Origin of the sequence: Allobranchiibius sp. GilTou38 (genome assembly GCF_017565325.1) — a bacterium.
In the GTDB taxonomy this organism is placed as follows: domain Bacteria; phylum Actinomycetota; class Actinomycetes; order Actinomycetales; family Dermatophilaceae; genus Allobranchiibius; species Allobranchiibius huperziae.
In genome coordinates, this window is sequence record NZ_JAGEKN010000007.1 from 196,371 (window position 1) to 219,400 (window position 23,030).

Annotated in this window: 18 protein-coding genes and 1 pseudogene; 8 read left to right on the top strand and 11 right to left on the bottom strand. The window is 69.4% G+C overall.

The genetic code is table 11. From position 1 onward, the window contains the following. Positions 1-6: 6 nt before the first annotated feature. Positions 7-537, bottom strand: coding sequence for a winged helix DNA-binding protein (locus tag JOB34_RS10225; RefSeq protein WP_208052623.1), 531 nt, complete (start codon positions 535-537; stop codon positions 7-9). Positions 538-585: 48 nt separating this feature from the next. Between JOB34_RS10225 and JOB34_RS10230 the strand changes: the two genes are divergently transcribed. After that, the gene (locus tag JOB34_RS10230) at positions 586-1,458 is read left to right on the top strand and encodes a class III extradiol ring-cleavage dioxygenase (protein ID WP_347813820.1); all 873 of its coding nucleotides are present in this window, start codon (positions 586-588) and stop codon (positions 1,456-1,458) included. Between the two features lie 21 nt (positions 1,459-1,479). Here the strand turns inward: JOB34_RS10230 and JOB34_RS10235 are convergent, their stop codons facing one another. Next, a complete protein-coding gene (locus JOB34_RS10235; RefSeq protein ID WP_208052625.1) occupies positions 1,480-3,018 on the bottom strand; it encodes a S53 family peptidase in 1,539 nt (512 codons plus the stop codon). Between the two features lie 108 nt (positions 3,019-3,126). Then, positions 3,127-3,930 (bottom strand): DeoR/GlpR family DNA-binding transcription regulator, encoded by an 804-nt coding sequence (locus tag JOB34_RS10240; RefSeq protein WP_179483190.1) that lies wholly within the window; start codon positions 3,928-3,930, stop codon positions 3,127-3,129. A 312-nt stretch (positions 3,931-4,242) separates the two neighbouring features. Between JOB34_RS10240 and JOB34_RS10245 the strand changes: the two genes are divergently transcribed. The 4 genes from JOB34_RS10245 to JOB34_RS10260 all read left to right on the top strand — a co-directional run bounded on the left by JOB34_RS10245 (position 4,243) and on the right by JOB34_RS10260 (position 8,925). Then, complete coding sequence (locus JOB34_RS10245) at positions 4,243-5,325, top strand: ABC transporter substrate-binding protein (RefSeq protein WP_208052626.1); 1,083 nt, start codon at positions 4,243-4,245, stop codon at positions 5,323-5,325. Between the two features lie 71 nt (positions 5,326-5,396). Beyond that, positions 5,397-6,953, top strand: a complete 1,557-nt coding sequence (locus JOB34_RS10250) for a sugar ABC transporter ATP-binding protein (protein WP_208052627.1) — start codon at positions 5,397-5,399, stop codon at positions 6,951-6,953. Next, positions 6,950-7,924: an ABC transporter permease gene (locus JOB34_RS10255; protein ID WP_179483193.1), complete on the top strand. Its 975-nt coding sequence runs from the start codon at positions 6,950-6,952 to the stop codon at positions 7,922-7,924. Before JOB34_RS10250 ends, JOB34_RS10255 begins: the two co-directional genes overlap by 4 nt. After that, positions 7,921-8,925, top strand: coding sequence for an ABC transporter permease (locus JOB34_RS10260; protein ID WP_243757912.1), 1,005 nt, complete (start codon positions 7,921-7,923; stop codon positions 8,923-8,925). Before JOB34_RS10255 ends, JOB34_RS10260 begins: the two co-directional genes overlap by 4 nt. A 25-nt stretch (positions 8,926-8,950) precedes the next feature. Here the strand turns inward: JOB34_RS10260 and JOB34_RS10265 are convergent, their stop codons facing one another. Next, the gene (locus tag JOB34_RS10265; protein WP_208052852.1) at positions 8,951-10,240 is read right to left on the bottom strand and encodes an MFS transporter; all 1,290 of its coding nucleotides are present in this window, start codon (positions 10,238-10,240) and stop codon (positions 8,951-8,953) included. 102 nt (positions 10,241-10,342) lie between these two features. Here JOB34_RS10265 and JOB34_RS10270 point away from each other — a divergent pair, with 102 nt between their 5' ends. Further along, positions 10,343-10,999 (top strand): hypothetical protein, encoded by a 657-nt coding sequence (locus JOB34_RS10270; RefSeq protein WP_208052628.1) that lies wholly within the window; start codon positions 10,343-10,345, stop codon positions 10,997-10,999. Positions 11,000-11,122: 123 nt separating this feature from the next. Here the strand turns inward: JOB34_RS10270 and JOB34_RS10275 are convergent, their stop codons facing one another. Beyond that, a complete protein-coding gene (locus tag JOB34_RS10275; protein ID WP_208052629.1) occupies positions 11,123-13,390 on the bottom strand; it encodes a heavy metal translocating P-type ATPase in 2,268 nt (755 codons plus the stop codon). A 145-nt stretch (positions 13,391-13,535) separates the two neighbouring features. Between JOB34_RS10275 and JOB34_RS10280 the strand changes: the two genes are divergently transcribed. After that, on the top strand, positions 13,536-15,212 hold the full coding sequence (locus tag JOB34_RS10280) for a fatty acid--CoA ligase (RefSeq protein WP_208052630.1): 1,677 nt from the start codon (positions 13,536-13,538) through the stop codon (positions 15,210-15,212). 70 nt (positions 15,213-15,282) lie between these two features. Here JOB34_RS10280 and JOB34_RS10285 read toward each other — a convergent pair whose 3' ends face one another. The 3 genes from JOB34_RS10285 to JOB34_RS10295 all read right to left on the bottom strand — a co-directional run bounded on the left by JOB34_RS10285 (position 15,283) and on the right by JOB34_RS10295 (position 18,335). Beyond that, positions 15,283-15,702: a hypothetical protein gene (locus JOB34_RS10285; protein ID WP_179483201.1), complete on the bottom strand. Its 420-nt coding sequence runs from the start codon at positions 15,700-15,702 to the stop codon at positions 15,283-15,285. 147 nt (positions 15,703-15,849) lie between these two features. Beyond that, positions 15,850-16,971, bottom strand: a complete 1,122-nt coding sequence (locus tag JOB34_RS10290; RefSeq protein WP_208052631.1) for a hypothetical protein — start codon at positions 16,969-16,971, stop codon at positions 15,850-15,852. Positions 16,972-17,138: 167 nt separating this feature from the next. Next, the gene (locus JOB34_RS10295; RefSeq protein WP_208052632.1) at positions 17,139-18,335 is read right to left on the bottom strand and encodes a S53 family peptidase; all 1,197 of its coding nucleotides are present in this window, start codon (positions 18,333-18,335) and stop codon (positions 17,139-17,141) included. Positions 18,336-18,573: 238 nt separating this feature from the next. Here JOB34_RS10295 and JOB34_RS10300 point away from each other — a divergent pair, with 238 nt between their 5' ends. Beyond that, positions 18,574-19,368 carry a thioesterase family protein gene (locus tag JOB34_RS10300; protein WP_208052633.1) on the top strand — a complete coding sequence of 265 codons (795 nt, stop codon included), beginning with the start codon at positions 18,574-18,576 and terminating at the stop codon, positions 19,366-19,368. Positions 19,369-19,410: 42 nt separating this feature from the next. On the opposite strand, the pseudogene JOB34_RS17565 reads toward JOB34_RS10300, so the two are convergent. The 3 genes and pseudogenes from JOB34_RS17565 to JOB34_RS10310 all read right to left on the bottom strand — a co-directional run. Then, positions 19,411-20,397, bottom strand: a pseudogene (locus JOB34_RS17565) (phosphatase PAP2 family protein); the annotation flags it as partial. After that, positions 20,363-21,370, bottom strand: a complete 1,008-nt coding sequence (locus tag JOB34_RS10305) for an ABC transporter ATP-binding protein (protein ID WP_208052634.1) — start codon at positions 21,368-21,370, stop codon at positions 20,363-20,365. The gene JOB34_RS10305 and the pseudogene JOB34_RS17565, both read right to left, overlap by 35 nt. Next, positions 21,370-23,028 carry an iron ABC transporter permease gene (locus JOB34_RS10310; protein WP_208052635.1) on the bottom strand — a complete coding sequence of 553 codons (1,659 nt, stop codon included), beginning with the start codon at positions 23,026-23,028 and terminating at the stop codon, positions 21,370-21,372. Before JOB34_RS10310 ends, JOB34_RS10305 begins: the two co-directional genes overlap by 1 nt. Positions 23,029-23,030 lie beyond the last annotated feature (2 nt).

Sequence of the window (23,030 nt, forward strand, 5' to 3'; positions counted from 1 at the left end):
GATGCCCTAGGCCGTCGGCTGGGCCCGCTCGTGGGTGGGTTCGACCTCGATCGGCAGCGGCTCGGTGGCGGAGTCCGGATCGATGCGCGCCAGGATCCGGCCGAGCGAGGCGTGCAGGGCCTGCACATCGCCGGGCTCGAGCGGGTCGAAGACGGCGGCGCGCACCGTCTGCACGTGCAGCGGGGCCGCGCTGATCGTCAGGTCCAGGCCGGCATCCGTGAGCCGGACCAGCGTCCCCCGCCCGTCGTCCGGGTCGGGCAGTCGAGCGAGCAGCCCACGCTGCTCCAGCCGGCGTACGACGTTGGACAGCCGGGTCGCGGAGGAGTTGACGACGCGCGCGAGATCGCTGGCCCGCAGGGTGCGGGACCGGCGCTCGGACAGCATGGCCAGCACCATGTACTCGAAGTAGCTGACGCCGGCGTCGCGGCCGAGCTGGGCGTCGAGCACGGTGGGAAGTTTCACCACGATGCGCACGATGTCGAGCCAGGCCGCGCGCTCCTCATCGTCCAACCAGCGGGTGTCCTCGTCAGGTGCCATCCCTCTATGGTATTTTATTCAAGCTTGAACATTAAGAGTGGAGGACCTGTGAACGCCCCTGACCTTCCCGGCGCGGCATTCGACCGATTCCTGGTCTCCACCGCCCCGCGCAGCCGAGACCGCCGGCCCTGGACGACGGCGGACGGAGCGATGCCCGCGCTCTACCTCAGCCACGGCGCGCCCCCTCTCTTCGACAACGCTCGATGGATCGACCAGCTCTTCGCCTGGGCGCAGGCGCTGCCGACCCCGCGCGCGATCCTCATCGTGAGCGCGCACTGGGAGTCCGCCCCGCTCACCATCTCGGCCAGCGCGGCCGACACCCCGCTGGTCTACGACTTCGGCGGTTTCGCGCAGCGGTTCTTCCAGATGACCTACGCGACCCCGGACGCGAGCGAACTGGCCGCGAAGGTCGCGTCGCTGATGCCCGACACCGAGCCGGTGCACCAGGACACCCGCCGCGGCCTGGACCACGGGGCGTGGGTGCCGTTGAAGGTGATGTACCCCGACGGCGACGTGCCCGTCCTGCAGATGTCGATGCCGACGCACGACCCGCAGCGGCTGATGGATCTGGGCGCGCGCCTGCGCCCGCTGCGCGAGGAGGGCGTGCTCGTCATCGGATCCGGGTTCATGACGCACGGCCTGCCCTACCTGACCCGCGAGGCGTTCTTCGACAACCAGGTGCCGAGCTGGTCACGGGACTTCGACGAGTGGGCCGCCGACGCGCTGGCACGCGGCGACGTCGACCTGCTCTCGGCGTACCGCGACCGGGCGCCCGGCCTGCGGTTCGCCCACCCCACGGTCGAGCACTACACCCCGCTCTTCGTCACCATCGGCGCCGCGACCGCAGCCGACGCACCGGTGCAGACCACGATCGCGGGCTACGAGTTCGGCCTCTCGAAGCGCTCGTTCCAGGTCGCCTGACCCGCCCGATAAGCGTGCGGCTCAGGCGTCCTTGAGCCGGGCGAGCAGCGCGTCGCCGACCGGCACACCGAGACCGGTGCAGGCGTCCCAGCCGCGCTTGGCCTGGTAGGCGCCGTTCTTGCCGCTGGTGATGTCTCGGAAGCCCTCCGGCACGACGCCCGCGACCGCACCGGTGTAGAGCGTGGTGTGGACGTCGGTGAAGCGGCGTCCGGTCGCTTGCACCAGGCGTGCCGTGAGCGCTGCCCAGAGCGGTGCGACAGCACTCGTGCCACCGATCACGGTGTCGGTGCCGTCGATCCGCACCTGGTAGCCCGTGGCCGGGTCGGCGACGCCGGCGACGTCGGGTACGCCGCGTCCGGCACCCCCGCCCTTGCGAGCCGGAACGCCCACGCTCGCCTGGTACGCCGGCACTGGGAACGCGTCCGAGACACCGCCACCGGTGGCGCCACGTCCTGCCCCGTTGTTCCACACCGTCTCCGAACTGACCGTGGTGTCGGTCGCCTGCAGCGACGTGCCCCCGCAGGACAGGGCGTTCGGACTGGAGCTCGGGAAGTCGCAGTGCACCCCCACTCCGCTGTCGGAGGATCCGCTGTCACCCGCGGCCGTGGTGACGACCACCCCGAGCGCCCCCGCGTCGGCGAAGGCGGCGTCCATGGCCGTCCTCGCCTGCGCGGTCCACTGATCCTCGCTCTGACCCCAGCTGATGCTGACCGCCGCGGGCGCGGGTGACGCGTGCACGGCCTCCGTGACGGCGTCGAGGAAGCCGGCGTCGGTGTTGGGGGCGAAGTAGACCTTGATCTGGGACTTCGGTGCCAGCGCGCCGACGACCTCGATGTCGAGCAGCACCTCTCCGTCCGGCCCGTTGGCGTCACCGGTCGGTGCGTTCTCGGCCCCGTCGACCCCCACCGCGGTCACCGCGGGTGAGCCGACCCCGAGCTTGGTGAAGTAGGCGTCGAGGTCGTCCTGCTGGTAGCCGCCGCCCAACTCGATGATCGCGACCACCTGATCGGTCCCGTCGGTGCCCGCCGGGAAGTGGTAGATCTCCCCGAGCTGGATCGGTGTGTACGACGTCGCTGCCGCGCTGGCGTGCACGAACCGCTCGCGCGCCTGGTCACGATCGTCCAGACCCAGCACCGCGATCACCGCTCCGCCGAAGCCCGTCGGCACGGACAGCTCACCGGTGCGCATCCGGAACGACCCGCTGTCGCCGCGCGCCTGGGTCAGTTCGACGCCGAAGAGCTTCTTCAGCACCGCGTACGTACCCCGCACCATCACACGGCGACCGGCGGGATCCTCGGAGAGCACGTGGGCTCCCGCGTCGGTCACGACCGAACGCACGGCCTGCAGATCAGCCGGGTCGGCGCCGTACCGCTCGGCGAGCTCGGCGACGTCGATCGGATCGGAGGCGTGACTCGCGGACGGTAGTTCAGCGCGTCTGCGCAGCACCAACGTCACGTCGATCTCCTGGTCGTCCGGGACCGGGCCGGACGTCGTCACCCCTTCGACGGCATCTCGACCGCTGCCTTGCACCGTCGACCGGTCACCGGATTGGTTCGCCATAGCGCCCTCCACAGTCATGAGATCGAGCTACTCATAGTGCCCCCGATCACCGACAACGAGTGGACGTTTCGTCAGCTTCTACCGGTGTTCACGACCGGTCAGTTCCGCTCAACCGGTGCTGCCGGCGCCGGTGTCGGCGTCAGCGGTCACCTTGGTCGCGACGTGCACCACCACCCCGCGCTCGCGGAAGGCGGCGACGACGGCGCGATCCGCTCGCCAGTCCGTCACGAGGTGGGTGATCCGGTCGGTGTCCAGCGTGCGGCACATCGTGTCGACGCCCAGCTTCGTGTGGTCGGCGAGTACGACGGCCTCGGAGGCGGCGCTCACGATCGCCCGGTCCGAGCTCGCCACCTGCACGTTCGGAGTCGACAGACCGTGGTCGACGCTCAGACCGTTGCCCGAGAGGAAGGCCCGGTGCAGGCGCAGGTCGGCCAGACTGCGCTCCGTCTCGGCGCCCACCAGGGCGAACGTCGAGCCCCGCAGCGTCCCGCCGGTGACGATGACCTCGACCGAGCTTCCGGCCAGTTTCTCTGCAACCAGAAGGGAATTGGTCACTACCGTCAAATCGCGGAAGCCGGTGAGCTGCTGCGCGAACGCCTGCGTCGTGCTCCCCGCACCGAGCAGGATCGCGTCGCCCTCCTGCACCAGCCCCGCCGCTGCGACGGCGATGGCGACCTTTTCGTCGGCAGCCACCGAGGACTTCTGCAGATAGGACAGCTCGTGGGTCAGACCCCCGGGGAGGACGGCGCCGCCGTGGCTGCGGTTGAGCAGGTTCTCCTGCTCCAGGGACCGCAGGTCCCGCCGGATGGTGACCTCCGAGGAGCCCGTCGTCTCGACCAGCGCCCGTAGGGAGACCACTCCCCGGGACCGCACGATCTCCAGGATGGCTGCGCGCCGTTCGGCTGCGATCACTGCCCTTCACCACCTCTTGGACGCCGGATGAGCCGAACGCTACCGGAATTTGGGCGAAAGATGGTTCTTGATCGTATTCGATCGCAATGAAAACACCGCTTCTGCCGCTGAGCGACGCCTGTGTCGCGAGCTGAGGCGACATTGTGGCACTGATTCGCATCGTTAGGTGATCGTTATTGACCGCTCTCGTTCGGGCGAGTTAGATGAGGCTCACGCCGCGACGTGACGGCGATCACAGTGGAAGAGGTGTGCACGATGGTTCGACTGGATGGACGCGGCCCACGGAATCTAAGGTCGGCAGGGGTGGCGGCGGTGGCAGCGGCGTTGGTCCTCGGCACCGCCGGCTGCACGAAGAGCAGCAGCTCGGGGAACTCCTCCTCGGCGAGTGGCGGGAGCAGTAGCAGCGGATCGTCGTCCTCGAGCAGCAACGGAGGTCAGCAGCAGGTCCAGACACAGGCCGGCGGGTCCGGCCCCACCTGCACCTACACCAAGTACGGCGCCCCCAAGCTCGACCTGAAGGGCGTGACGGTGGGCTTCTCGCAGTCGGAGTCGACCAGCAACCCCTTCCGGGCGACAGAGACCAAGTCGATCACCGACGAGGCGAAGACCCTCGGCATCAAGCTGATCCAGCGCAACGCCAACGCCAACGTGTCGCAACAGAACACCGACATCCAGGACATGATCTCCCAGGGCGCCAAGGTGCTGATCGTGGCGCCGGAGAACTCCGACGGGCTCACCCCGGCGCTCTCGGCGGCCAAGGCCAAGCACATCCCGGTCCTCACCATCGACCGCACGGTCAAGGGCACCGCCTGCAGCGACTTCATCGGCTTCATCGGGTCCAACTTCTACAAGCAGGCCCAGATCGCGGCCGACGACCTCGCCGGCGGGATGGGCGGCAAGGGGCAGGTCGCCGTACTGCAGGGCACCTCGGGCAACAACGTCGCGACCGACCGCACCAACGGCTTCACCAGCCAGATCAAGGCCAAGTACCCGAACATCTCGATCGTCGCGTCCCAGACCGCCAACTTCGACCAGGCCACCGGGCAGAAGGTGATGGAGCAGATCCTGCAGAGTCACCCGAAGCTGACCGGGGTCTACGCCGAGAACGACACGATGGCCCTCGGAGCGATCCAGGCCATCCGTGCCGCGGGCAAGACGCCCGGTAAGGACATCAAGGTCGTCGCGATCGACGGCACGCAGCAGTGCGTGCAGGACGTCGCGAACGGCGTGATGGTCGCCGACGTCGAGACCAACCCGCGCTTCGGGCCGCTGGCGTTCGACGCGCTGCAGAAGTTCTACACCTCGGCCGGCGTCGCGACGAAGGTCATCATCGCCGACCACCACTTCACCAAGGACAACGCGAAGGCCGCGCTCTCCAACGGCGACGTGTACTGATCCTCGACCACGGAGGCGATGGGGCGAGGGACCCTGAGGTGCCCCGCCCCATCGCTGCTCGAAAGGCCCTGATGTCCGACTCTTCCGGTGTCGTGCTCCGCCTGGACGGCGTCAGCAAGTCCTTCCCCGGCGTACGCGCGTTGCGCGACGTCTCCCTCGAACTACGGGCGGGCGAGGTGCACGCGCTCGTCGGTGAGAACGGCGCGGGCAAGTCCACGCTCATCAAGATCTCGACCGGGGTCTACACCGCTGACGAGGGCGAGGTGCGGCTGCTGGACGAGCCCGTCAGCTTCACCGACCCGTTGCAGGCCCAGGCGGCCGGCATCTCCACCATCTACCAAGAGGTCAACCTCATCCCGCTGATGAGCGTGGCCCGCAACCTCTACCTCGGCCGCGAACCACGCCGCTTCGGCTTGGTCGACACGGCCCGGATGAACCGCGACGCCCGAGCCCGGTTGCGGGAGTTCGGCATCGACGTCAATCCCGCTCGACCGCTGCGTTCACTGGCGCTCGGCGCCCAGCAGATGGTCGCGATCGCCCGAGCCGTGGAGATCCACGCCCGGGTCGTCATCATGGACGAGCCCACGTCGTCGCTGGAGAAGCGCGAGGTCGAGACGCTCTTCACCGTGATCCAGCGTCTCGCTGCATCCAGGATTGCGATCCTCTACGTGAGCCACCGGATGGAGGAGCTCTACCGGGTCTGCGACCGGGTGACCGTCATGCGCGACGGACAGGTCGTCGGCTCCAGCGCGATGGAGGACATCGACCGGCTGCAGCTGGTCTCGATGATGCTGGGACGCGACGCGAGCGATCTGCGCCAACACGGCAGCACCGCGTTCGCCGAGGACCGCGACGTCGAGGACGACGTCGTCCTGCACACACAGGGGCTGAACGTGCGCCACACGCTGGAGGACGTGTCACTCGACATACGCCGCGGCGAGGTGGTCGGGCTGGGCGGGCTGCTCGGCGCCGGCCGCAGCGAGACCGCCCGGGCGATCGTCGGCGCCCTCCACGCCGAGTCCGGAGAGGTCGCCGTCAACGGCAAGCGCCTCCGGCGTCGTTCACCCGCCGCCGCGATCCGCGCAGGCATCGCGCTGCTGCCCGAGGACCGCAAACTCGACGGCATCGTGCCCGGCCTGTCGGTGCGGGAGAACATCGTGCTCGCAGCCCTGCCGCGGCTGTCCCGGTTGGGACTGGTGCAGCGCTCCAAACAGGATGAGATCGTCTCGTACTTCATCGAGCGGCTGCAGATCAAGGTCTCCAGTCCCTCCCAACGGGTCTCGGACCTGTCCGGCGGCAACCAGCAGAAGGTGCTGCTCGCCCGCTGGCTGTGCCTGCACCCCAAGGCCCTGCTCCTGGACGAGCCGACCCGCGGGATCGACGTCGGCGCCAAGGCCGAGGTGCAGGGTCTCATCGAGGAGCTCGCGCAGGACGGCCTCGCGGTGCTGCTCATCTCCTCCGACCTGGAGGAGCTGATCGAAGGCTCGGACCGCATCGTGGTGCTGCGGGAGGGCAAGGTCGTGGACAACCTGAGCGGTGACGCCGTCACCGACGAGAACCTGATGCAGGCGCTGGCCGCCGACCCCTCCATCTCCGACGACGTGCAACCGGCGAAGGATCCCTCATGACCGCCACCCTGACCTCGACGAAGGCCGAGCAGCCCGTGGGGCGCCGGCGCTGGGCGGCGCCGGTCGCCAAGTACGCCGTCTATGCCGGCATCGTCGTCCTCATCGCCGTCAACGCCGTGATGAGCTCCTCCTTCCTCAGCCTGGACAACCTGCGCGTGCAGCTCTACCAGGCCGTCCCGGTGCTTATCGTCGCGCTCGGCATGGCGCTGGTGATCGGCACCGAGGGCATCGACCTGTCGGTGGGAGGCGTCATCGCCCTCACCTCCGCGGTGCTGCCGCTCTACCTCGGGTACGGCGTCTGGGTCTCGATCGCCCTGGCGATCCTGGCGGGCGGTGTCTGCGGCGCGATCTCGGGGAGTCTGGTCGCCTTCGCCCGCGTGCAACCGATCGTCGCCACGCTGTCGTTGATGATCGGGCTACGCGGGCTCGCAGTGATCATGAACGGCGCCACGGCCAAACCGCTCAACGACCCCACCCTGCTCAACCTCGGGCTCACCGGATGGCTGGGGCTACCCCAGATGGCGTACATCGGCGCCGGGCTCGTGGCGATCATCGCCTTCGTGGTCCGACGGACGACGCTGGGCCGCAACCTGGTGGCCGTCGGCGACAACGCGTCGGCCAGCTTCCTCGCCGGGCTGCCCGTGCGTCGCATCCTGTTGTCGGTCTACGTGATGTCCGGCATGCTCGCCGCCGTCGCCGGTGTCCTGATCGCGGGGCATGGGGCCTATGCCGACCCGGCCAACTACGGGCTCAACTACGAGCTGCTCGCGATCACCGCGGTCGTTGTCGGCGGAACCCCGTTGAGCGGCGGTCAGATCCGGGTGATCGGCACAGTCGCCGGCACGATCTTCATGCAGCTGGTCTCCGCGACGCTGATCCAGAACAACGTCAAGAACTCCTACGAGCAGATGATCGAGGCCGTCATCATCTGCATCGCCGTCTTCATCGCCCGGGAGAGTGCGAACCGATGAGCAGCCAGATGACCGCGCCCGCCGAGGATGTGGCCGGCGGCGGGGTGACGGAGACCCCGCGCGAGCGGGTGTTCGCGCTGCTGCAACGCCAGGGCGGCCCGGTCGTCCTGGTGCTCGTGGTGCTGCTGGCCTGCATCTTCTCCTCGGGCTTCGCCTCGAGCGGCAACTTCTCGACCATCCTGGTCGGCAACGCGTACGTCTCCCTGCTGGCGCTCGCCGAGACCTTCGTCATCATCTCCGGCGGCATCGACCTGTCCGTCGGATCGATGTTCGCGCTCGGCGGGGTGCTCGCGGCCTGGGGGATGAATCACGGCGGCAGCGGCGTGGCGGTGCTCCTGCCGATCGTGGTCGGCCTGGTCATCGGCGTCATCCAGGGGTCGCTCATCGCCTACGCGCGGCTCGCGCCTTTCATCGTCACCCTGGCCGGACTGCTCTTCGCCCGCGGCCTGCTGCAGGCCATCAGCAACGAGGGGTCGACGACCTACCTGGTGCCCGGTCACTCCGTCTTCGCCTTCCTGGGCGACGGCACGTGGCGGCCGATCCTGACTGCTGTCGCCTTCTTCGCGATCGCCGCGGTGGTGCTGGTGCGCACCCGTTTCGGGCAGGCGCTCTTCGCCATCGGCGGCAGCGAGAACGCGGCGCTGCTGATGGGCGTGCGGGTGCGCCGCACGAAGGTGCTCGTCTACATGCTGTCCGGGACGCTCGCCGCGGTCGCCGGGATGCTCAACGCCTCGCGGCTGCAGTCCGGGGTGACGAACATCGGGGTCGGTTACGAGCTCACCGCGATCGCCGCGGTGGTGATCGGCGGCACGATCCTGACCGGCGGTTCGGGATCCATGTACGGCACCGCGGCCGGTGTCCTGCTGCTCGCGGTCATCCAGAACCTCATCGGCGTGCACCTGTCCCAGTACGGTTCGTCGGCCTCGGACCTGGTCAACGGCGCGTTCCTGGCCGTGGTCGTGGTGCTGCAGTCGTTCCTGGCCCGGCGTCGAGCACTCTGACCGGCATCGTGACGGGGTCTACCGGTCAGCCGCCCACCGGCATCGGCGCGGCCGCTTCCCGCACGACCCGGTAGCGCACGAACGCCGGCACCAGCAGCGCCGCGGCGATCACGAGGATCACCACCAGCACCCCACCTCCCGCGGCGGCAGCCGACGTGCCGACGAGGGCCGCGGCCCCGCCGTGCGCGACGTCGGCCAACCGCGGTCCACCCGCGACGACGACGGTGAAGACTCCCTGCAGCCGCCCGCGCACATCGTCGCTGGCTGCGCTCTGCAGCATCGTCGAGCGGAACGCCGCGGACGCCATGTCGGCGGCGCCGGACACGGCGAGCGCCACGAGCGCGACGATCAGCAGCACCCCGGCGTGGCTGCCGTGCGCGAAGCCGATGGCCACCCCGAAGACCACGATGCCGAGGCCCCAGACCACGATCGCGACGATGACGGCGTAACCCTGGCGCTCGGTACGCGAGACCCACCCGGAGAAGACACCGCCGAGGACGGCGCCCGCGGGGATGGCCGCGAACAGCAGCGCGAAGACCAGCCCGCCCTCGGCCGGACCACCGAACGACTCGTGGGCGATCTGCGGGAAGAGCGCACGCGGCATACCGAAGAGCATCGCGATGATGTCCACGAGGAAGGACATGAGCAGCACCTTGTGGTTGCGCAGGTAGGCGAATCCGTCGAGGACCGAACGCAGTCCGGCCTTGGGTGCGTTGCCGTCGGGCGGGAGCGGGGGCAGCGCGATGACGGCCCACAGGGTGGCGACCAGGGACAGGGTGTCGAGCAGGTAGAGCCAGGAGAAGCCGAAGACCGGCAGCAGCGCACCACCGACGAGGGGACCGGCGATCGCGCCGAACTGCATCACCGTCATGTTCAGCGAGTTGGCCGCCGGGAGCTCCTCCTCGGGCAGGATGCGCGGGAGCACGGCCGATCGCGTCGGCTGGTTCACCGCGAAGAAGGCCTGCTGCACCGAGAAGAGCACGAGCAGCACCCACACGTTCTGCAGGCCCATCAGCGCCTGCACCCAGAAGAGGCCGCTGCTCAGGATCAGGCCGACCGTGGTGACGCGCAGCAGAGTCCGCCGGTCCATCACGTCGGCGAGCGAGCCGCCGTACAGTCCGAACACCACCAGCGGGACGAGCCCGAAGACCCCGGTCAGACCGACGTACGCCGAGCTGCGGGTCAGCTCGTAGATCTGCGCGGGGACCGCGACGACCGTGAGCTGGGCGCCGATCAGCGTGACGATGCCCGCGGTCCAGAGCCGACGGAACTCCGGTGTGCGCAGTGGCCTCGTGTCGGCCATCAGGGCGCGCATGTTCGCCACGGACCCTCCTCGTCTCTGTTCTGCCATAGCCAATCTATGTGGCCGGTCCGTCGAGGGCTCATCGTGTCCACGGTGGGCCTAGATTGACCTCTCGTGATCGATCCCCGTCGTACGCCCGAGCGCTCGATGCGCCGATGGCCGATCTCGGTCGCCGTGGCCCTGGCGCTCGCACTGCAGCTCTTCCTGCCTCGGCAGGCGTCGATCGGTCCGGCCTGGCTGATGCCGGTGGCACAGGCGCTGCTGCTCCTGCCGCTCGTGCTGTCCGATCCGGTGCGACTGCGGCGGGAGGACACCACATGGCGGCGGGCCTCGTTGTGCTCCGCGCTCGGCGTCCTGTTCGTCAACGCGCTCGACCTCGCGCATCTGATCATCGCGATCGCGACGGGCGGCAAGGTGTCCGCCCGCGAGATGATCGTCGCTGCGGTCGTCATCGAGGTCACGAACATCGTTGCGAACACAGCGATCTTCTGGGAGATCGACCGCGGCGGGCCGTTCGCGCGCAATCCCGAGCACCCGCACCCGCCCGAGCACCCGGACCTGCTCTTCCCCCAGATGTCCGATGTGAACGACACGTCGTTCCTCACCTGCTTCACCGACTACCTCTTCACCGCGTTCACGCTCGCCACGGCGTTCAGCCCGACCGACACGATGCCCGTCAGCCCGCGCAGCAAGATGCTCTTCATGCTCGGCGGGACGGTGTCGGTGCTGTCCGTCACCCTGGTCGCCGCACGAGCGGTCAACCTCTTCTGACGTCGCCTCCCGACCATCGAGGGGCGACGAAATCACCGAGGGGTGGAAGAAACGACGAGGGTGGGGCTATTGCCCCACCCTCGTGTATTCGTCCGTCTACCCCCCGACGGAAGGAGCGGCGCGTCAGCGCAGGGTGCGGAAACGCCGCAACCGCAACGAGTTCAGCACCACGAAGATGGAGGAGAGGGCCATCGCGAGCCCGGCCACCATCGGCCCGAGCCGTCCGCTCACGGCCAGTGGGATCGCCGCCACGTTGTAGGCGAACGCCCACACCAGGTTCTGCTTGATCACCCGAAGGGTGCTGCGGGACAACCGGATCGCGTCGGCGACCGCGAGAGGGTCGCTGGACGCCACAGTGATGTCGCCGGCCTCGATCGCCGCGTCGGTGCCACCGCCCATCGCGATGCCCAGATCGGCCTGCGCGAGCGCCGGCGCATCGTTGACCCCGTCGCCCACCATCGCGACCGCGTGCCCCTGCTCCTGCAGCTCGCGCACGGCCGCCACCTTGTCCTGCGGCAGGACGCCGGCGATGACCTGCTCGATCCCCACCTCAGCCGCGACCCGGGCGGCCGCCCCGGCGTTGTCGCCGGTCAGCAGCACCGGGTGCAGACCGAGCGAGCGCAGCCGACGTACGGCGTCCGCGGACGTCGGGCGGACCGTGTCGGCGACCGCGATGACACCGCGCGCAGACCCTTCCCAGGCCACCAGCACCGCTGTGGCACCGTCGTTCTCAAGGCGACGCAGCTCGTCCATCAGCTGGTCCGGGACGGCGACCGACTGCTGCTCCAGCAGGGCGGGGCGGCCGACGAGGACGGTCGTGTCATCGACCATTCCGGTCACTCCGAGCCCGCTGACGTCCTTGATGCAGTGGGCGTCGACGCGCCCGGACGCCGCCGCGCTGATCGCGCGGGCGACGGGGTGGGTGAAGGAGTGCTCGACCGACCCCGCGCGGCTCAGCAGCTCATCGCGGTCCACGCCGTCGGCCGCGACCACGTCGCGCACCGTCATGACACCCGTGGTGAGGGTGCCGGTCTTATCCAGGAGCACCGTGTCCAGGGTGCGGGAGGTCTCGAGCACCTCGGGGCCCTTGATCAGCAGCCCGGCGCGGGCACCCCGGCCGGTGCCCACGAGCAGCGCCATCGGGGTCGCGAGTCCGAGCGCGCACGGGCATGCCACTACCAGCACCGAGACGGCGGCCGTGAAGGCCGCGGTGACGGAGCCGGCGAACGCCAGCCAGCCGATCAGGGTGGCGAGCGCGATGAGCAGGACGACGGGGACGAAGACGCCCGCGACGCGGTCGGCGAGCCGCTGCACGGCGGCCTTGCCGGATTGGGCGTCCTCGACGAGCTGCGCCATCTGCGCCAAGGCCGTGTCGCTACCGACCCGGGTGGCGCGGACCACCAGCCGACCTTCGACGGCGAGCGTCCCACCGGCGACGTGATCGCCCTCGCCGGCCTCCACCGGCAATGACTCCCCCGTCATCGCCGAGGTGTCGACCGCCGAACGGCCCTCGGTGACAACGCCGTCCGTGGCGATCTTGTCGCCAGGGCGCACGACGAACGCGTCGCCGACAGCCAGCTCCCCGATCGGCACACGACGTTCGCCACCCGACCGCAGCACCACCACGTCGCGCGCGCCGAGGTCGAGTAGAGCGCGCAGGGCGGCACCGGCGGCACGCTTGGACCGGGCCTCGATGTAGCGACCGGTGAGCAGGAACGCAGTGACCCCGGCAGCGGCCTCCAGGTAGATCGAGTCCGCCCCGCTCGAGGCGGAGACGGTGAGCTCGAAGCCGTGGTGCATGCCGGGCACCCCGGCGTCGCCGACGAACAGCGCGTAGAGCGACCACCCGAACGCCGCGAGAGTGCCGAGCGAGACGAGGGTGTCCATCGTGGCCACGCGGTGGCGGGCGTTGGCCCAGGCCGCGACGTGGAAGGGTCGCCCACCCCAGACCACGACGGGCGCGGCCAGGACCAGGGAGAGCCACTGCCAGTTGCGGAACTGCGCGGCCGGGATCATCGCGAGCACGATGACCGGCACCGTGAGGACCCAGCTGACGAGCAGCCGTTGGCGCAGGGATGCCACGTTGTCCGGCACATCGGGCGTGGTCGGTGCGTCCGGCGCGTCCGTGGCCACCGGCAGCTGCGCCTCGTACCCGGCGTCCTGGACCGCGCGCACCAGCTCAGCACCCGTGACGGCCGGGTCGTGCTGCACCCGTGCCTTCTCGGTGGCGTAGTTGACCTGGGCGTTCACGCCGTCGAGCGAGTTGAGGCTCTTCTCGATGTGCATGGCGCACGAGGCGCAGGTCATCCCGGTGATGACGAGCTCGGTCTCGGCGAGCGCGGTCGCAGCCTGGCGGGTCGTCAGAGTCACCGGCGTGGTGGTCGTGGGCATGGAACCTCCTGGATCACCCTCCACAATACCCCTAGGGGGTATAGCTGAGGCGATGTGGGGGCTCTTCGCAGCCGTTCCTCGCCCATCTCCGCTGATCCTTGGCGAGCCCTACGCGCGAGTCACTTCGGGGTGAGACGCTGATCACATGAAGAGCACCATGCAGACCACGCCTCTGCTCATCTCCCAACTCCTGCGCTACGGCACCACAGTCCACCGGGACAGCACCGTCTCCACCTGGACCGCCGACGGCGCGCGCACCTCGACGTACGCCGAGGTCGGCCAGGATGCCGCGCGCCTCGCGAATGCGTTGCGCGGCATGGGAATCACCGACGACCAGCGGGTCGGCACGTTCATGTGGAACAACACCGAGCACCTCGTCGCCTACCTCGCGGTGCCGTCGATGGGCGCGGTGCTGCACGCGATCAACATCCGCCTCTTCCCCGAGCAGCTGATCTACACAGCGGTGCACGGCGGCAGCGAGGTCGTCATCGTCGACGACAGCCTGGCCGAGCCGTTCAGCAAGGTGCTGCCCGAGCTGCCGGCGATCCGGCACGTGATCATCAACGGTGACGCGGTCAGCGACGAGGTGCGCACCGCCATCGCTCAGACCGAGCACGTCGAGAGCGTGCGCGGCTGGCGCGAGCTGCTCGACGAGCAGCAGGACACCTTTGACTGGCCGGAGGATCTGGACGAGAACTGCGCGTCGTCGATGTGTTACACCTCCGGCACCACCGGCAACCCCAAGGGAGTCGTCTACTCCCACCGCAGCAACTACCTGCACGCGACCGGAGTTGTGTCCGGTCTCGCGATGCGCCAGGCGGAGAACTTCCTGGTCGTCGTACCCCTCTTCCACGCGAACGCGTGGGGTTACCCGTACTGCGCGATGGTGTCCGGTGCATCGCTGGTGATGCCCGACAAGTACCTGCAGCCCGAGCCGCTCGCGCAGATGATCGAGCAGCTGAAGGTCACCACCGGCGCCGGCGTCCCCACCGTGTGGAACCCCCTGCTGCAGTACCTCGACGACCACGAGGACGCCGACGTCTCCAGCTGCCGGATGCTGATGGTCGGCGGATCCGCCGTGCCGTTGGCGCTGATGAAGGCCTTCCAGGAACGGCACGGCATCGAGATCATCCAGGGCTGGGGTATGACCGAGACCTCGCCCGTCGGAAGCCTCGCCGTCCCGCCGGGACGTGCCGAGGAGGGATCGGACGAGTACTGGCACTACCGGGCCGCCGCCGGTCGCCTGCTCTGCGGCGTCGAGGCGCGCATCATCGGACCCGACGGCGACGAGAAGCCGTGGGACGGCGAGAGCGTCGGCGAGGTCGAGGTGCGCGGGCCCTGGGTCACCGGCGCCTACTACTCCAACGGCACCGAATCCGATCAGCAGTTGGACGACGCGGCCGCCAAGTTCGACGACGGGTGGCTGCGCACCGGTGACGTCGGGCTGCTCACCCACGACGGATTCCTTGTCCTGACCGACCGCTCCAAGGACGTCATCAAGTCCGGCGGCGAATGGATCAGCTCGGTCGACCTGGAGAACCACCTCATGGGTCACCCGGACGTGGTCGAGGCCTCCGTGGTCGGCGTGCCCGACGACAAGTGGGACGAGCGGCCGCTCGCGGCCGTCGTACTCCGCTCCGGCGCTTCCCCCTCGGCGGACGAGCTGCGGGAGTTCCTTTCCGACAAGGTCGCCAAGTGGCAGCTGCCCGAGCACTGGACCTTCATCGACGAGGTGCCCAAGACCAGCGTCGGCAAGTTCGACAAGAAGGTGCTGCGCCAGCGGTACGCCGACGGCGACCTGGAGGTCAGCACCGTCGGCTGACCGTCATCGATCTCGCCATGCGCGACGGGGCGCATCTGCCCCGTCGCGCATGGCGAAAGTTCGAGCGGGGTCAGCGGTTGCGCTCGGGCAGACCTGCTGCCCACAGGGCCGCGGCGACGAGGGCCGGCTGGCCGAAGAGACGAAGAAGTCGCTTGGTGTCGGTGTCGAGTCCGAACGCGTCGGTGCGTTCGACGTACTGCGCGATGTTGCCGGGGAAGATCACGACATAGAACGCCGCGAGCGCGAGCCCGGTCTGACGTCGCTGCTCCGGCAGCAGGAGCATCGCCAGACCCAGACTGATCTCGACCACGCCGGATCCGAGCACGACCAGGTCCTGATCCATCGGGAACCAGTCGGGCACCTGCGCCTTGAACTCTCGGCGGGCGAAGGTCAGATGGGAGGTGCCCGCCAGCGTCATCACACCGCCCAGGACCCGCCTGGTCACCGTCTGCGAGGTCGTGGCCGGGCGTGAGGTCGACAAGGAGAACATTCCGCCAGCGTAGGGACTTGCGCAGGGCGGCGTCAGTGGTCGCGCACAGGCAAAGCCGCGGGTCCGTCCGGGCACAGCACGACGCCCCAGGGTGTCCCTGGGGCGTCGTGATCAATTCAGGTGTGGTGCACGCGGTGCTTCCATGCGCTACCGGTGTGCGGGCGGCTCGCCGGTCTCGTCGTCCCGCAGATGGGTGCGTTCGCCGGTCTCCTCGTCCCAGACGGGACGCTCACCGGCATCCTCCTGCCGGAGCTCGTTGCCCTCACCCTCCAGGTGCGACGGCTGACCCGACGCCTCATCCCGATAGGGGTCCCGCTGGCCGGTGCCCTGCTCACCGAACGCGGTGGGCTCACCGGCCCCCTGACCCTCCAGGTGCGACGGCTGACCCGAGGCCTCATCCCGATACGGGTCCTGCTGGCCGGTGCCCTGCTCACCGAACGCGGTGGGCTCACCGGCCCCCTGACCCTCCAGGTGCGACGGCTGACCCGACGCCTCATCCCGATACGGGTCCTGCTGACCAGCACCCTGCTCGCCGAACGCGGTCCGCTCACCGGCCCCCTGACCCTCCAGGTGCGACGGCTGACCCGACGCCTCATCCCGATACGGGTCCTGCTGACCAGCACCCTGCTCACCGAACGCGGCACTCTCGCCGGTGCGCTCGTGACCGACCTGAGAAGGCCGGCCGGTCGCCTCGTCCTCGTAGTGGGTCCCGCCGGTGGGAACCGGCGTGGCGTCCGCATCCGAACCATCCTCGTGAAGGGGTGCCGCCGCGCTTGCACCACGGTCGTCCTCTGCGGCCTCTCGGGCGGGCTCGTCGGAAGAGGAGGTCTGTCCCGCTACGGCCGCGGCGCCCGCGGTGTCGCGTGTGGTGTCCTCGTCGTTGCGCTTGTCATCGCCCACCCGGTTGCCGGCGCGGTCGGTCTGCACGTCGGGGTCGACCTTGTCGGCTTTGCGGAGCGTCTCATCGTGCTCGCGGTGGATGGCCGCCGCGGCCTCCTGCTCGTGCCGCGCCTCGGTCTCCAGCTCCTGGGCGCGCTGCTCCTGTGCATCCGCCGTGGCGCGGGCATCCTGCGCAGTCTCCGTCGCGGTCTGCGCGCGATCGTCGGCCCTGGCCACCGTGGCCTGACCGCGCTCTGCACGGTCACGCAGGTGGTGCGCCTCGCGTCGATGTGCCCGCTTGCGCGACCTGCTCATGACCGCGCCGACCACGGCAAGAACGACGACCACCACGACCACCGCAATGATGATCCACCAGATCTTCGAGTTCATATTGAGTGATCCTCCTACGTAGGGGTCGATCGGGCCTGCCGTTCGAAACTAGTGGGTAGGCGACCTCGGACGCACTTATGCGATCGATGCAGTGGCGGCGCTCGTGCCGCGCCGGAGCATCACAACGCCCCGCGGTCGACGTGCGACCGCGGGGCGAAGTGGATGGATCAGAAAGCGGAGGTGCCGTTCGGGGTACCGAGACCGGTCGGGCCGTCCCAGCCGCTCTGCGCGGAGCAGTAGTACGAGCAGGACCCGTTGCTACCGCTCGTCACGTCGAACAGACCCGAGGTGTGGGCGTAGGGAAGGGTGTTCGCGTAGCCGGCAGTGTTGCCGGACAGCGCGTAGACCGAGGCGACGATCGGCGAGGACAGCGACGTGCCGCCGTACTGCGCCCACGAGGACGAGGTCGAGCTGGTGGGTGCGTAGACCGCGAGACCCGTGTTGGGGTCGGCGACCGCGGACACGTCCGCCATGGCACGGCCGGAGCAGTGCGTGACGGCCGAGTTCTGGCCGCTCGGAGCGGTGTTCAGCGTGGTGCAGCCCGAACCGGCGCCGCTCCATGCGGACTCGGTCCACCCACGGGTGTTGGACGCGGTGTAGAGCGAGGTCCCGCCGACCGCGGTGACGTAGTGCGAGGATGCGGGGTAACTGGCGCCCTGGTAGCCGTCGTCACCTGTGGACGCCGTGACCGCGATGCCGGGGTGGTTGTAGTACTTGCCGTAGGTGGAGTCGGAGCTGTCGCCGCCGCCGTAGCTGTTCGAGATCGCGACGACACCGGACTTCTTCGCGGCGGTGTTGACCGCCGTGCCGAGGTTGGCGTTGGAGGCCGAGCTGGCCTGCACGAGGAGGATCTTGCAGTCGGGGCACGCAGCCGACACGGCGTCGAGGTCGAGCGCCTGCTCCTGGTCCCAGCCCACGTTGGTGGCGGGGAGGGAGGATGTGCTGCCGGACTGGTTCTCGATCGTGAGGCAGCCGTTGGCCTTCGTGCACGACGACAGACCGAACTGGCTGCGGTAGACGCCCAGGTCGCGCTCGGCGTTCGGGTAGCCGTATGCGTCGACGATGGCCACCGTGCGGCCGCCCGAGTTCAGACCGGCCAGCTTGTACGCGCTGCGGATGTCGGTCGGGGTCTTGCCGGAGATGGCCCTCGGGGTGATCGAACGGCCGGCGGCGTTGACCGCGGCACCCTTGGTGTTCTCCAGCTTCACCGCGAAGCAGGTGGCGTAGCCCTTGGCGACCTTCTGCGTACACGAATGTGCTTGCTGCACACCGGATCCGGCTGCAGACGCAGATGGGGTGAGGGCGCCGGTGAGCGCCGAGGCGGATGCCAGGGCGAGCGCGGCGATAACGGGGGACTTGCGCATTCGGGATCTCCTTGTTGCGAGGCCGTGCCGGGAATGACCGGCGAGCCGCAGCCTCTCGGGCCCCTCCACCGAGAACAAGAGTCGCCTACATCTCTGCACACTACTTAGACAGCCTCTTGACCAGATCCATAGGAAATTCCCAGGAAAGCCCCTGATCTGATCCAACCGTGAATGAAGTGAAGCGGATTCGCTGATGCCCGCTCCCGGCGGCCGGTCGGCTTCTCGTACCGTGCCCCGTATGACGTCCGCCGCCTCGGTGCCTGCCTTCTACACATCTCTCGGGTCGGGGCACTACCGGCCGAGCATCTCGGTGCAGGGCGCCTGGCGCCCCGACGAGCAGCACATGGCGCCGGTGAGTGGGCTGATCACGGAGGAGTTGATCCGGCACGAGCCGCGCGAGAGCATGCGCATCGCCCGGCTCAGCTTCGAGATCCTGGGGCTCATCCCGCTGCAGGACCTGCACATCGAGGTGCGCACGCTGCGCCCGGGGCGCACGATCGAGCTGCTGGAGGCCGACCTGACGATCGGCGGCCGCACCATCGTGCGGGCGCGGGCCTGGCGTCTGCAGCTCAGCGACACCGCCGACGTCGAGGGCAGCGAACTGCCCGCCATGCCGGCCCCGCAGGACTGCCTCGCCTACGCCGAGGGGGGCGCCGAGTGGCAGGGCGCGTTCATCGCGTCGCTGGAGTGGCGCACAGCGTCCGACGGGCGCGAGGGCCGCCGTGGGGTGTGGGTGCGAAGTGCCGCCGCGCTTCTGGAGGACGAACCGGCCGACCCGATGTCGTCATTCGTGATGCTCGTCGACGCCGCGAACGGCAGCGCCACCCGGATGCGCCCCACGCAGATGATGTTCCCGAACGTCGACCTGGGCATCCACCTGGTCCGCGCTCCCGATCCCGCGTGGGTGGGACTGGACACTGCGGTGACCTTCGGCGCGGACGGGGTGGGACTGACCTCCACCACCCTCAACGACGTCGCCGGGCCCGTCGGTCGTGCTGAACAGATCCTCACGGTGCGGCACTTCCCCAGCTGATCTCGCGCGCTGCAGCCGGGCGCGCCGCAGCAACCGCCAGCAGACCAGCACGCAGATCGCGAAGGCGACTCCCACCAGCTCGTCGATCACGTAGTGCTCACCCGCGTAGACCAGCGAGACCGCCATCAGCAGCGGGTAGCAGACCAGCAGGCACTTGACCCACCAGCGTGCGCCGAAGCAGAAGAAGCCGGCCACGAGGACGGTGAACGCCTCGTGCAAGGAAGGCATGGCGGCCACGAGATTGGCCTGCGCCTGCCCCACGGAGAGCGCGCGGGCGGCGAACTTCAGGTGCAGGTAGTCCCAGCCCTCTCCGCTGTAGCGGCCGACGGGCGCCCCGGAGATGTATCCCTGCTCGGACGCCAGCCACGGAGGCGACATCGGGAAGAGGAAGTAGGTCGCCAACCCCACGAGGGTCAGCCCGAGCACGCAGTAGACCCACGCACGGAACCGGTCCCGCCACCAGATCCACAGGGCGACTGCGACCAGAGGGGTGACCAGGAAGTGGCTGGTGTAGCTGAGGCTGAAGAGCACGGTGTACCAACGGCTGCCGCCGGGATGGTGCAGATGGGCCTGGAGCCACTGGGTCGGCAGGGTGCCGCCGAAGAGGAAGCGGTCGGCGTGGATCGGGAAGGTCGTGTGCAGGGGGAGACCGATGATGTTGTGGGCGCCGTCGCGCGGGGCCGTGCCGTCCGTGTCGTACTGGCCGACGAAACCCCGACTGAAGTCGTACGCCAGGAGAAGACCCTGGAACGGCAGCCAGTCCAGCATCACCTTTCCCCAGGCACGCCACCCGCGGCCGACGACGGCACACGAGACACCGGCGATGATCCACAGCATCAGGCCGACACGGTCCAGTGGCACCCCGAACAGCACGATGTAGCCGCTCAGCACCACGAGATACCCGACGACCGCGACCCGTCGCCACCACACCCAGTCGATCGACTGCGTCGCGAGACCGTCCTCCGCCGCTGCCATAGGCGAACAGAGTATGGACTCAATCTGTCCGGGAGGTGACCGACCTGCCGACATCGGGCAGCTTCGCGACCGACGAGAGCTGCACCCGCAGCCGCACCTGCGCCCCGCGCTCGGGCGCGGGCCCGTCGGTGACTGCGGGCAGATCGCCCAGGCCTTCGATCCTGACCATGAGCCGTACGCCGTCCGGGTCTGCCGCGCTCGACAGCACCGTGGCCTCGATGGGCCCGTCGCGGTCGAGCCGGAGTGCGTTGCGGCGCAGCGCTATCGGGGAACCGGGGTGTCCAAGCGACAGTCCCGCCTCAGCCGGCAGCACTGTGCGGTAGCCGAGGAAGCGCGCGGCATCGGCATCCACGGGGGCGCGCCAGACCTCCAGCGCGGGCCCGTGCTGGACGACGCGGCCGTCGCGCAGCAGCGCCACGTCGTCGGCGACGGCGAACGCCTCCTCCTGGTCGTGGGTCACCATGATCGCCGTCGTCCCGGTCGTCCGCAGCACGTCCCGCAGCTGGATCGAGAGCTGCTCGCGCAGCGCGGTGTCGAGGGCGGACAGCGGTTCGTCCAGCAGGAGGAGTCGTGGTTCGGCGGCGAGCGCTCGAGCCAGTGCGACCCGCTGCTGCTGGCCGCCGGACAGAGAGCCGGGCCGCCGGGCCTGCAGCCCGGCGAGGCCGACGAGGTCGAGCAGCTCCGCCACCCGGGCCCGCACGACCGCCCGCGGGAGCCGGCGACGACGCAGCGCGTACGCCACGTTCTGCGCGACGTCGAGATGGGCGAAGAGCTGGCCGTCCTGGAACATCAGCGCGAACCCCCTGCGATGGGTGGGCGTCTGCGTCAGGTCGACGCCGTCGAAGATCACCCGCCCGCGATCGGGTCGCTGCAGTCCCGCGACCACGCGCAGCAGGGTCGACTTGCCGCATCCGGAGGGGCCGAGCACCGCGAGCGTGTGACCGGCGGACACCGTCAGATCGACCCCATCGACCGCGGGCGACCCGTCGAAGCTGACACTGACGTCCTGGATCTGTAGCTCCCCCATCAGAACCGGCCCACCGATCCCACGCGCAGACTCTCCACCGCGGCCATCACCGCGGCGGTCATGAGGGCGAGCAGGACGGACGCCGCGAGCGCCATCCCGAAGTTGTCGCCGCCCGGATGCCCGATGAGCTGGTAGATGACCACCGGGAGGGTCGGATGGGCCGGGCGCGCCAGGAAACTGGTGGCACCGAACTCGCCCAGCGACACCGCGAAGGCGAAACCGGTCGCCGCGAGCAACGGTCGCCATACGACGGGGAGATCGACGGTGCGCACAACCTGCAGGCGGCCGGCCCCCAGGCTCGCCGCGGCCTGGCGCTGCCGGTCGTCGATGGCGGCCAGCGCGGGCGCCACGGTTCGCACGACGAGGGGAAGCGCAACCAATGCCTGGGCGATGGGGATCAGGATCTGCGAGTCGCGTAGGTCGAGGGGCGGTCGATTCAGAGTGACGATGAAACCGAATCCAACTGTCACCGCTGATATTCCGAGAGGCAACATGAAGACGGCGTCGAGTACGGCGAGTCGACGCCGACGGCGACCGCCTGACCGACCGCTCGGCCGGTAGGCGACGGTGATCGCCACGGCTAGCCCCAGCACCACTGACAACAGCGTGGCGTCGACGGCGATGCGCCACGAGCTGGCGATCGCGTCGCCGACCGGCACCAGCAGCGCACCACCATCACCCGTCGTGCCGAGGCGCCGGTAGTTCTCCAGACTCCATCCGCCGTCGGCATGCAGCGAACGCACGACCAGGCTCGCGAGGGGCAGCACCAGGAACACCACGACCGCGGCCGTCGATGCGAGGACGGGAAGGTCGCGACGGGTGGGGTGACGTCGCTGTCCGACCCCGGCGCGCGACGATTGGTGCCGCACGCCGGCGCGAGCGCGTTCGACCACGACCAGGAGCAGGATCACCACCACGAACTGGGCGATCGAGAGGACGGCCGCCGTGCGCAGGTCGAACACGTCGGTGGTCTGCTGATAGATCTCGGTCTCGATCGTGCTGTAGCGCAGCCCGCCCATCGTCAGCACCACACCGAACGCCGTGGCGCAGAAGAGGAAGACGATCGTGACCGCCGACAGGATCGTCGGCGCCAGCGCAGGGAGCGTGACGGTCGCGAAGACCCGCACCGGTCCGGCCCCCAGCGCCGCAGCGGCTTCCTGGGGGCGCGCATCCAGGCCGGCCCAGGCGCTGCCGACCGTGCGCACGACCACCGACAGGTTGAAGAACACCAGCGCCAGGGCGATCGCGATCCAGGTGCCGTCGAGACCGAGAAAGCCGAGGGGCCCGGAACTCACGAGCAGCGTGCGGAACGCGACGCCGACCACGACGGTCGGCAGCACGAACGGGGTGGCGACCAGCGCCCGAAGCACCCCGGCGCCCGGGATCCGAAGCCGGTAGAGCGCGTACGCGACCGGCAGGCCCAGCAGCGTGGTCACCGCTGTGCCGAGCGTGGCGATGCCCAGGGTGAAGAGGACGACCCGGCGCTCGCGCGGGCGACCGAAGACGGCGACGGCCTCGCCGAGTGCCCAGTGGCCGTCCGGATGCAGTCCGCGGGCGAGCATCCCGCCGACGGGCAGCACGAAGAAGACCGCGAGGAAGGCGAGCGGCACCACAGCGACCGCAGCCAGCCACCACCGGTGAAGACCGTTGACTCTCATAC